The organism is Corynebacterium tuberculostearicum, assembly GCF_022347385.1.
GTDB lineage: Bacteria > Actinomycetota > Actinomycetes > Mycobacteriales > Mycobacteriaceae > Corynebacterium > Corynebacterium tuberculostearicum_M.
The window spans coordinates 1-10,932 of the sequence record NZ_JAKRDT010000029.1; the positions used below are offsets into that span (position 1 = coordinate 1).

Consider the following 10,932-nt stretch of genomic DNA (forward strand, 5'->3'; position numbering starts at 1 on the left):
ATGCAACTCAACCGCCGCCCCCGCAAAACCCTGGGCTTTCAAACACCAGCCGAGAAAATGGCCGCACTGATAAACTCAACCGAAACATAAGACGTGTTTCCACGACCACTAGAATCCGCCCATCGGCAACCCACCGCGCGGACAGTTTGCGTATTCGCAAATTTCTACCTGTTACCGTGCCCGACACTTGACATTTCCACTGCTCACACCCTCAAAGGAAAGGGGCGAACCATGTCCACACTCGACATGAGCACACCACTGTACTGCCAGTACTTCACCGCCGAGCTTGAGGTAGACGACCTCGCCCAAGTCACCGAAACCCTGAAACAGGGAAAACAGGTGGCCGACACCATCTTGTCCATGTCCACCGCCGCGCTCTACAACCACGTCATTAGCTTCACAGGCCCGCAGGGGCTTATCACCGAGCGCGAAATCAACGTCCTCACCGCGTTTAACTCCATGTCGGTGGCCACGGCCCCGGTGCGCGTCACGTTTGTCACCCTGGCCGACACTTACGGAAACCGTGCGGGACTCACCCGCATCCAAGGCGGTGAGTCCGCCCGCGGCCTAATCCCGCTTACCCGGTCTGTAAACGAGGCCACGGTTGCAGACATGTCTGCCACCACACCAGGACTCACCATCAATCTGCCCAATAGTGTCCACGACGACCTGATCATTCGCTGCACGACTTTTGACCCGGACGGGTGCGTTCCCGAAGCAAAGGACGAGTTTCCCGGCGTGGACTACTGCCCTAGCCTGTACCACCTTTTGCGGGACGAACCATCTCCAGGCATCGACATCACCCACGACATTATCCGCGCACTACTTCCCTACCGCGGGATCCACATGGAGGTAGAGCCGAGGATTCTCGATGGCGATGTAGACATCGAGCGGCTGTAGCTGCTGGCTACGCTGTAAGCCATGAAGGAACCCAGCTGTGGTGTGTGCTGCGGCTGGGTTTCTTCTTGGGGAGGGTGAAGAGGGGACGTGATGGGACACCGGCCACGTCTTAAGTCGGGCAGCGTCTCCGCCAGACCCGGCAGAACTTGCACACCGCCGACTGTAAGCATATACTTACACCTGACATCGTTCGATTACGATACGGAGGGATGATGGACGCAGCACGGCTCGCTCAGATGCTCAGTGCTCTCGGAAGTGAGCCTCGGTTGCGAATTATCGCCTCCCTAGAGACGGATTCGACCCATGTCAGTGAGCTGGCCCGCCGACTCGGGATGTCTCGGCCACTGCTCTACCAGCACCTCAACCGCTTGGAAGCTGCTGGACTCATCGAGAGTGGCCTGGAACAGCTCGGAGAGAGCCGAGTGAGGAAGCACTACTGGGTCGCTCCGTTTCAGCTTGAAGTAACTCCAGACCACATTAGGCACCTGATTAATCAAGAACAGAAAAGGGAATCTTCGTGACACTTACCGCTACCGTATTTCTTGTCATCCTCGCCGCCGCACTACCACTCGCGATCTTCGTTGCTCTTACCGTCTGGGTGGTACGCACCGTCACCAGCGCACGACGCGAAACGGCGACGGCGATCGATGGTTCCAACCAACTCATCGTGGAGCACCTACGCAACATCACCGAGCGGTTGGATCGGATTGAGGCCCAACTCAGCGAGATCCCCGAGTAATCAGGCTCTTCCTTAAACAAGGGGCGCGGTGGTTTTGGCTCCGCGCTATGGGCTGTCACAGCGTATGCGCTAAGCGCGTCGCGTAGACCTCCAGCAACATAAACTTGCTTGTGACTTTGGCGGCGGGGTGTGTCTCCGGTCGTGGCGTTATCCTGTCCCTCTCGCGGATAGGGGCTAGGACTGGGGACGAACCACGTGGTGTGCCCCCACCTCCGACACCGCCCCGGCCCACCTGCCGACGGAACCGGGAACGGAAACCATAGCTGTGGTTCGGGTCGTTGCAGGTGGGTGGGTAGTTTCGCAAAAGACTCGCCCGCAGCTTTGCTGCGGGCCTTTTTCGTTGTTACGCCAGCATTCCCGTAAATAGCGCCACGGCAACCAAGATGGCGGAGAAAATCCACGCAATTGGGAAAGCCAGCTTGAGGTATTTACCCATCTGACCTTCCGCAAGCCCCAGCGCCAACCACAATGCAGGAGAGAAGGGCGAAACAAAGGTGCCCACCACGTTGCCGATAATGAGCGCGCAAGCCGCACCCATGCCGCTGACCCCAAAGCTTTCAACAGTTCCTTGAACAATTGGAAGCACTGAGAAGTAATAAGCATCCGTCGAGGTCAACAAATCAAGCGGCACACCGAAGAAGCCCACAATCACATGGAGGTGCGGTGCGACGCCCTCTGGTAAGACGTTTACTAGTGTCAGCGCGATTTCCTCAAGCATTTTGGTTTCATTGAGGACACCCAAGAACATCGCGGCTGCAAGGATAACGCCTGCCATGGCCAAGGCATTGGGCGCATGCCGTCGCAGAGCCTCGCCCTGCTCCATGGGACCGCTGAAATTAATAGCCAGAGTGATGGTCGTGGCTATGAGAAAGGCTGGGGCGGGTGGGACTACGCCCGAGAGCAAGGCCACCAAAACGGCAAGTGCAACGACAATGTTGATCACGGTTACCCAGCGCCCTTCGCGGAAGTGGTAGCCCAATTTATGCTGTTCACGTGCCTGTGCAGCAGCGAATTCATCCGCCAACGCATTCACGTCCACTGCAGTACCACCCGCTAGTTCCCCGCTTTCACGCAAGCCCGCTATGCGTCGCTGTTCCCGCCATCCCAACAACGCAGCCAAGAGGAATACCAACACAATCGCCACGCCTTGAATGGGCAGGAGCTGCACCCAGATGGCATTGGGTTCCTGATCGACCACGGCACCGGCACGGCCCAGCGGGCCGCCCCAAGGAACCATGTTCATGACCGAGGCAGCCATCGCCACAATGGTAATGAGCACGTAGCGCGACATGTTTAGCGCACGGTAGAGCGGCAAGAGGGCCGGGATGGTGATGAGGAAGGTAGTAGAACCCGATCCATCAAGGTGCGCTACTACACCAATCGCCGCAGTGCCCAGCGTTACGGCCATGATCCTTCCCCGGGTGGCCCTGATGAGCGTACGAATGACTGGAGTAAATAGGCCAACGTCTTGCAAAATTCCGAAGAAGATAATGGCGAAGATAAACATCACCACGACGTTGACAACGGAATTTAAGCCCTCGCTGAAAAAGTCAGATATTTCACCTAGACCAAATCCACATATTAAGGCACCAACTACGGGTACCAGGGTCATGGGGATAATGGGATTTACTCGGCCGCGGATCAAAATTCCCACCGTCACGAAAATGATGATGAGGCCCATGGCCGTGAGCCCGAGCGAGGTCTGCATAGTGCTCCTTAATAAGTCGACAACTCGCCATGTCCTACGCTACGAAAGTAGGCGAGTGTGACTCAGATTAAACCCCAACTATCGACAGTGCTACCACTACCCCCAAAGTCCACACTGGATTAAATTGAATTTCCTATAGATAATCGTCACCGCGAAGCAGTTCGCACGGCTTGAGAAAATCCCCACCCCAGCAAAAGCATTCAAGGAACTACACGGAATTTTCCGCAAAAATTGGGCCTAAACGACACGATGTGTTGGCGAGGTTGTACGGCTAGCCGGTCTGGCGTGCTGATATTAGGACTATTTCACTTATCCAAAGGGATATTCCAGCTTCGACCATGAAATACCGCCAAAGACATGCCGGTGTGCTAGGCACCTAGGTTCACGATGAGGGGATGAGTAAAAATCATCCTCGATGCCCCGTCTGCGGCGGGGAATGCACGAAACACGGAACAACGAGTGCTGGGCGCCAACGATGGCGATGCCGCACCTGCAAGGCCACCTTCACCCGCGTGAATAACGATGCCGTGCAAGCCAAATGGTTCCGCCTTTTCATCTTCTGGCTCACCTCCAGCAACAGCCTGGAAGAAACAGCTAAAACCTGCGGTGTTTCAACGCGAGCTTTGCAACGACGCTTTAAACCGTTCTGGCTTATCCAACCTCCCCAAAGCGTTGATAAGCAGCGAATCTACGACCAAATCTTCATCGACGGCACCTACTTCAACACCAAGTGCCTTGTTGTAGCTGCCGACTCCAGCCATGTCATCAATTGGTTCTGGTGCACAAAAGAATCCTCCTGGTCCTACACGCGCCTGCTCGACCCACTAGCCCCACCACAATTGGTGACCTGCGATGGGGATGCCGGCGGCCTTAAAGCACTACACCACCTGTGGCCAGATACCCCGGTTCAACGCTGCATTGTCCACGTCAAGCGCAATATCCAACGCGCCACCGGCCTTCACCCCACTTCGCCGATGGGTAAAGCATTACAACGGCTTTCCTTTGAATTACTCGCCGTTGACAACCTGGATGACGCAGCCGAATGGATAGTGAAACTACAGCAGTTCGGCACCGTATTTAGCACCCAGCTCAATGAAGTGTCCCAGGTTTTGTTCCGTTTGAGTAGATGGGAAAATCTGGAACATGCCAAGAAAATTTGACCAGGATGCAAAGGACCGTGTGGTCCGTCTCGTGGAGGACCGCATCTTGGCGGAAAGCATGTCGATGCATCCCGCGTGCTAGGCAGTAGCTTCAAAGTTGGGGGTTTCATGGCACACGGCTCGTCTATGGACTTAAGCCTGCTCGTCGTGCGGGAAACATCCCAGAACCTGTTCCTGAAGATTTGGCTACCGAAAATGCCAGGCTACGCCGCGAAAATCAAGAGCTTCGAGATACCAACGAGTTGCTGAAGGCTGCGTCAGCTTTTTCGCCTCACGACCAGGCCCCAAACGTTAAGAAATGATCCGGTTCATCGATAAATACCGGAATCATTTCTCTGTCGAGTTCATCTGCACCGGAGTTGAAGATTAACCGGGCTGGTGGGTTTATCACCTCGCGTGGTTATCGCCAGTCCAAAGCCCGTGGGCTTAAGTGCTCGTCGCCTTCGTGACGCTGTGCTGATTGAACGCATTGGTGCCATTCATCGGGATAATTACGGTGTCTACGGCGTGCGGACAATGTGGCATGCGCTTGACCGTGACGGAATCGACATCGGTCGTGAGCAAACCGCCCGGCTGATGCGCCTAGCTGGTGTTTCTGGCACAGGCACAGGCGGATCACCAATCACAACCCGTACACCTCAACAGGCCGGATCTGCGCCCGGATTTGGTCGAGCGTGAGTTCAAAGCCCAAGGCCTTAAACAAGCTGTGGGTGGCCGACATTACCTACGTGCGTACGAAGAAGGGTTTTGTGTACACCGCGTTTGTCACTGACGTTTACTCCCGGCGGATCGTCGGATGGGCATTATCGGACTCGATGCGCACCGAGGTATTACCGCTGCAAGCACTCAACCAAGCGATTGTGAGCGCGAAGGAAACAACAGGCCTTATTCACCATTCGGATCACGGCTTATAGTACGTCAGCGTTGTCTACAACCAGCGTCTCGCCCAGCACGGGATTGCCGCTTCCACTGGGACCGTCGGTGACTGAAATGACAATGCTCTAGCTGAAAACGTTAACGGCTCTTACAAGAATGAGCTCATCCATACTCGCAGGTGGAATGATGTTGTCGAGGTAGAAATCGCGACGTTCGAGTGGGTGTCATGGTGGAACGAGGTAAGGCTCCACCAAAGCCTGGGATATCGAACCCCAGCCGAGGTGGAAACCGAATTGTGGAAGAAGAACCCGCAACAGGGAATAATAGAAATCAAGGAACATGCCTAGGAACAAAACTCGGGGCACTTCAAGCCCCTTATATGGCTCTGGATGTGGTGATTGCTGCAGAACCGTCATCAGTAAGGGTGACTTTTCCATCTACGCGGTAGACTTCACGCAACATTTTTGCGGTTAACACGTCCTTAGCTGCTCCGTGTGCGTATACAGTGCCCGCGTGGAGTACCGCAATGCGGTGAGCGAAGCGCGCTGCTTGTGAAAGATCGTGCATCGAAACCACGACCGCCGCGGGTGCTTCAGCTGCATAGGCGCGAATATGCTCCATGAGGATGAGCTGATTTCTTAGGTCAAGAGCGCTGGTTGGCTCGTCCAGTAGTAATGCCTGCGGCCGGCATACGATGGCCTGGGCGAAGCTTACTAATTGACGCTGGCCGCCGGAGAGCTGGGACATTGTTCGGGATTCTAGGTCTTCTAGCCCCAGCCGCGTGAGGACCGAGCTGACTCGGTCCTGTGTGGATGTGGCTACCCGTAGTCCGCTGAATCCCGTCCGGGAATGCTGGAGTGCCAGAAGTACCGATTCGAATACGGTAAGGGTGCTTTCCGGCGGGGGATCCTGTGGCAAATATACTGCCTCGGGCCCAGTGACGTCGCCGCTGAATCGGCATAGGTTAGCCATGCAGCGCAGCAAAGTCGACTTACCAGCGCCATTAGGGCCGACGAGGGCGGTGACGGTTCCAGCTTCGATCTTTGGGAGACATACGTCATTCAGTATCTGTTCGTCTCCATGGGAAAAGCACAGGTTATCTACCCGGAGTGTGGGTTCTGGCGGAACCGTGGGCGGTTGTTCCACGAGGGGGTCCTTTCTGGGGCAGGAAGTACTGGGAGAGGCGATCATTAGGTTGAGGAGACAGTTCGGGGGCGGCGTCGCAAAACAATGAGGACGACGAACACGGGAACGCCCACAATCGCGGTGATGATGCCGACAGGCAGAATCGCCCCAGGCTGGATCAGCTTGGATACCACTGAGGCTGAGGTCAGCAAAAGCGCACCTGAGATGATGGACGTGGTGAGGAAGAAGCGTTGGTCCTCACCAACGAGCATCCTGGCGATATGTGGGCCGACGAGTCCGATGAAACCAATTGTCCCGGCCATCGAAACGGCAGTTGCCGCCATAAGGGAGACTCCCACCAGCGTGTACGTGCGCAGCTTTGGGATATTGATACCCATGGACCTAGCGCGGTCGTCGCCCATTCGAAACGCGGTCAGCGTCCACGCATTGCGGTAGAAGTAAGCAATTCCGATTAGTGAGATGACCGCGAGAAGGCCGATCTGAGGCCACGTAGCGCGCGTAAGGCTGCCCAAGGTCCAGAAAACCACCTGCTCTAATTGGGTCTGCGAGGCGAGGTACTGCATTAGCGCTAGTAGAGCATCGAAGAGGAACACGATGGCTATGCCCAGCAGAATCATTCCCTCGGTACCAGAGCTCTTTGACCGAGAGAATAGGACGATCACCGCACAGGCCGCGAGGGCGAAGACCCAAGCACTGCCCGCCATTCCCAGCGCTGCCCCGATTCCCGCCGCGGTGAATCCTGAGACGGTGGCAAAGGCTGCGCCAAAGCTCGCAGCGGCGGAAATGCCCAGCGTATAGGGCTCTGCCAAGGGGTTATCCAAGATGGTTTGCATCTCTGCGCCGGCAGCAGCGAGGGTGCCACCGATGAGCACCGCTGTGACGGTCATAGGCAGACGTATATCAAAGATGATCTGCCAGTCAATTGGGCGGGAATCGCTGGGGTGAAAGAGCACGTAGAGCGCCTCATTTGCGTTCAAACTGCTGCCGATGAGGAAATCTATGGCAATGGTGACGCATAGCAGGGCCGTAAGCCCTGCGATGATCGCTACCTTTCGCCTGCTAGCTGTTCGGTACCAGTTTGACCGGGGGCGTTGCCGTTGCGGGGTAGAGTTTTGGTCGTCCACCTCGCTTCCGGTGGCAATTGATTGCGCTCGTGCTCCGTGGCTCATGGCAAACCAGTCCAGAAGGTGCCGCTAGCCTCCACAGGGAGGAATTTTTCATGTAGTTCTTCCAAATCGGCCTGCGGGTCGACATCGGAAAACAGGTCGGGGTGCATGGCTTTGGCAAACCACTCGATGGCTAGGTAGTTGTATGGGGAGTCGTAGAAGTGATGCCACGCAGCGTAGGCCCGCTTGTTCTTGACCGTCCGCATTTCCTTAAGGACAGGTTGCCCGTCAACAACGCGTTGGAAGTCTTTGGCTGCCTGTTCGGTGGACTCGTCGTAGCCCAGGGGTACAAAGCCATTCTTCTTTGGCTGCTGCTTGGCGCCGGTCCAGTCTGCGCCGGTGGCGATGATGACGTCTGGGTCTTTTTCAGCTAGCGCCTCGGGAGAGACTTGCCCCTGCTTGGCGTCGATCATATCGTCGCCCACGTTTTCGCCACCCGCTGCGTTAACAATTTGGGCTAGGTTGGACTTAGCGAAGGTAGAGCAGCAGTCGAAGTAGCCGGGAGCTCGCCAGAGGAAGGTCGGTGTGGGGGTGGCCTTGGCTTTTTCTAGGCGCTCCTGAACCATGTTCACCTTGGACTCATAGAACTCGGCATACTCTTCCGCTTCCTTCTCGTGGCCGAGTACCTTGCCGAGCAAGCGCACGCTCGGTGCGGTGTTCTTCACCGGGTCGGTAAAGTAATCGACGGTAACCGTGGGGATTCCGGCCTTTTCTAGACCGTCTACGATGCCAGCATCCTGGGCGGCTTCGAAGCTGCTTGCGGAGACAATGAAGACATCTGGACGGGAATTCAAAGCTTGCTCAACGGACATCGAGCCGTCGTAAACTTCACCAGTTTGCTCAATATCTTCGATCTCTGAGAATTTCTGTTCGTACTTCTTGTACGTGCCAGGGTCGTTCTGCTCCAGGTCATCTGGCCAGGCAACGATGCCCTGGAGCGGGTTTTCTTTGTTGAGGATGGATGTCGTGTAAAGCATCCGTTGCCCGCCCATGAGGACCCGATCGACGTTCTTCGGGACCTCGACTTCGCGCCCGAGAATGTCGGTGATCTGTTGCTTTTCTCCGTCATCTGCGGTCTGTTGTTCATCGTTAGTGCTGCAGGCAGCGGTCATAAGGAGGGCAGTGGCGGTGACGGCTGAGGCGACTACGCGGGCCATTCGGTGGTGAGGGGCGCGTGGGGTTTTAAAACCGCGAGCCCTAGTTGTCGTGAGGGACAAGGCAATCCTTTCTTCCAAGTGGATCTATTAGGTTAGCCATACCTTTGTTTATCTACAATGGGTGATGAAACTTTTACCCCCCAACATTCCCGTTAAGTCAGTTCATTCAGTCGGCGGGAATATGTGCGTAGCAGCAGTACCGCCGTGGTTGCGAAACCCATGATGAGTCCTAACCAGACGCCATATCCTTCCCATCCGAGGAGCTTTCCAAATATCAGAATCCCGGGGACGCCAACCAGCCAGTACCCGACGAGGGTGCAGCGTAGCCCTGAGGTGGTGTCTTTCAGGCCTCTCAGTAGGCCCACTGCCACGTTTTGGATTCCTTTGGCGAACTGTTGCAGTACCGCGAGACATAGGAGCAGGACGGCAATGTGAAAGGTGGTGGGATCTGCCTCTTTTAAGAAAGGATGCAGTACCCACCTGCCCAACAGAAGCCACAGCGCGCCCATTATTCCCAGATACGTGACCACGACGAACAATATGCGTCGGGTAATCTCGCGCACTGAGTCGGCACTCTCGGCCCGAGCCCTTGTGATCAGCACCGAGCCGCCGTGAGAAAAGCCGATGCACACTTGGTAAACGATGTACGCCAGTTGGTTCACAATATTGTGCGCCGCTAGCATCTGTGGGCTAAAGGTCCCCATCACTAAACCGGCGATGGTTGTTATTGCAGCCTCCGAGCCATAGGTCAGACTGACTGGTACCCCGAGGCGGACGAGGCGGCAGATAGTCTCCCCATCTCCTTTACACGGAAGGATGTGGAAATAGGGCTGTAGCTCGGGAATGCGCAGTACCACAATCCGGAAGGCCAGGAAGGTAAGCAGTTGGATGACAGTTGTAGAAAGCCCGATGCCCGCTACCTTCCAGTGATCCGAGGCTGCCCATGTCATAAATAACCAGTTCAATGCGATATTTATAAATATCGATATCAGCGTGATGGTTAACAGGGAGCCGGGTTTTCGCATGCCCACGGCGAATTGGCGCAGGACGTTGAGCCACATCATCGGGACTAACCCGGGTGCGAGCGCAAGGGTCATGGCGAAGGTGAGTTGGGCAACGTGCTTGTCGATGGGCAGAACAAGGACCAATCCGCCTAGGGCGATGACCAGTAACGCGCCGAGAATTGCAGTGCCAGTGGCCACCGCGAAGGAGGAGCGCACAGCCCGCCGGATCTGTTCTGCTCCCGCCTCGCAATTTTGACAAGAGGTTTTCTCTTTTTCCATTTTTGCTGCTGCTTCAGCCACAAGATTTGCCCCGGCCGTCACCATGCCCACGCACATCGTGCGGATCTGGTTGTAAAGCTGCATCGCTAGGCCGCCGCCGGCTATCGCCAGTACGCCCACGGACTGCAGCATCAATACGTCCGTGGTGGTCAATGCAACTCCGGCGAGTTGTACTCCAGCGATGGGAAGGGAAATTCCCAGAACTTCGCGATATTTCCGGATGGATTTCAACCTCGCAGCCACCTTCAACTTCGGACTAACATTCGTCTCGGCCCTCGCTTCTCATCTTCTAAACCTCGCCCATTTTGGCGGCTGGTCTCCAATGTGCTGCGGTTTCTAGCGGTAGATACGCAGCACATCCGATTCATTTGCGGCCTCCAGGCCGTTGAAGCGAATGGCGCTGCGATACATCTGCACCAAAGTTGCAATCGGACGCTGCCGTCTGCACCATGGAAATTAGTGGTTCGCCCCTGCGGATTCAGCTGGTGCTGGCCGATGCCCCAGCGGTACCACCGTTGGTTGAGACCGAATCCCGTTCAGGGCTGGTGTTTGCAGCGGCAGAGACTCCCTTCGGAAAGTATAAAGATTATACCTAGTTTAGGTAAGGCTACCATAATTGAAGATTTCCACTTCAAACACTTCAGGTGGAAGGAGTGTGAAGATGGATAGGAGAGACTGAAGTGTCCCAGGTTTTGTTCCGTCTGAGTAGATGGGAAAATCTGGAATATGCCAAGAAAATTTGACCAGGATGCAAAGGACCGTGTGGTCCGTCTTGTAGAGGACCGTATCTTGGCGGA

9 protein-coding genes and 2 pseudogenes are annotated in these 10,932 nt (G+C 55.7%); 5 read left to right on the forward strand and 6 right to left on the reverse strand.

The window, feature by feature from the left end; translation table 11 throughout:
- Nucleotides 1–231: 231 nt before the first annotated feature.
- The 3 genes from MHK00_RS11345 (at nucleotide 232) to MHK00_RS11355 (ending at nucleotide 1,639) form a co-directional block, all read left to right on the forward strand.
- Nucleotides 232–900, forward strand: coding sequence for a hypothetical protein (locus tag MHK00_RS11345; protein ID WP_005323141.1), 669 nt, complete (start codon nucleotides 232–234; stop codon nucleotides 898–900).
- 236 nt (nucleotides 901–1,136) lie between these two features.
- Nucleotides 1,137–1,421 (forward strand): ArsR/SmtB family transcription factor, encoded by a 285-nt coding sequence (locus MHK00_RS11350; RefSeq protein WP_230310978.1) that lies wholly within the window; start codon nucleotides 1,137–1,139, stop codon nucleotides 1,419–1,421.
- Nucleotides 1,418–1,639: a hypothetical protein gene (locus tag MHK00_RS11355; RefSeq protein ID WP_005323143.1), complete on the forward strand. Its 222-nt coding sequence runs from the start codon at nucleotides 1,418–1,420 to the stop codon at nucleotides 1,637–1,639. The genes MHK00_RS11350 and MHK00_RS11355 overlap by 4 nt, the downstream gene beginning before the upstream one ends.
- A 343-nt stretch (nucleotides 1,640–1,982) precedes the next feature.
- Here the strand turns inward: MHK00_RS11355 and MHK00_RS11360 are convergent, their stop codons facing one another.
- The gene (locus MHK00_RS11360) at nucleotides 1,983–3,347 is read right to left on the reverse strand and encodes a CitMHS family transporter (protein ID WP_250411894.1); all 1,365 of its coding nucleotides are present in this window, start codon (nucleotides 3,345–3,347) and stop codon (nucleotides 1,983–1,985) included.
- 395 nt (nucleotides 3,348–3,742) lie between these two features.
- Between MHK00_RS11360 and MHK00_RS11365 the strand changes: the two are divergent.
- Together MHK00_RS11365 and MHK00_RS11370 are read left to right on the forward strand one after the other, a co-directional pair.
- Nucleotides 3,743–4,456, forward strand: a pseudogene (locus tag MHK00_RS11365) (IS1/IS1595 family N-terminal zinc-binding domain-containing protein); the annotation flags it as partial.
- Nucleotides 4,457–4,490: 34 nt separating this feature from the next.
- Nucleotides 4,491–5,730: pseudogene (locus MHK00_RS11370) on the forward strand (IS3 family transposase).
- A 28-nt stretch (nucleotides 5,731–5,758) separates the two neighbouring features.
- On the opposite strand, the gene MHK00_RS11375 reads toward MHK00_RS11370, so the two are convergent.
- From MHK00_RS11375 to MHK00_RS11395, 5 genes are all read right to left on the reverse strand, one after another.
- Nucleotides 5,759–6,574, reverse strand: a complete 816-nt coding sequence (locus MHK00_RS11375; RefSeq protein ID WP_049156256.1) for an ABC transporter ATP-binding protein — start codon at nucleotides 6,572–6,574, stop codon at nucleotides 5,759–5,761.
- Nucleotides 6,574–7,698, reverse strand: coding sequence for a FecCD family ABC transporter permease (locus MHK00_RS11380; RefSeq protein WP_080975109.1), 1,125 nt, complete (start codon nucleotides 7,696–7,698; stop codon nucleotides 6,574–6,576). The genes MHK00_RS11375 and MHK00_RS11380 overlap by 1 nt, the downstream gene beginning before the upstream one ends.
- Nucleotides 7,695–8,852: an ABC transporter substrate-binding protein gene (locus MHK00_RS11385; protein WP_070497388.1), complete on the reverse strand. Its 1,158-nt coding sequence runs from the start codon at nucleotides 8,850–8,852 to the stop codon at nucleotides 7,695–7,697. Before MHK00_RS11385 ends, MHK00_RS11380 begins: the two co-directional genes overlap by 4 nt.
- A 152-nt stretch (nucleotides 8,853–9,004) precedes the next feature.
- Nucleotides 9,005–10,366 (reverse strand): MATE family efflux transporter, encoded by a 1,362-nt coding sequence (locus MHK00_RS11390; RefSeq protein WP_231732355.1) that lies wholly within the window; start codon nucleotides 10,364–10,366, stop codon nucleotides 9,005–9,007.
- Between the two features lie 366 nt (nucleotides 10,367–10,732).
- On the reverse strand, nucleotides 10,733–10,932 hold a 200-nt coding region (locus MHK00_RS11395), incomplete at its 5' end, for a hypothetical protein (RefSeq protein ID WP_250411898.1).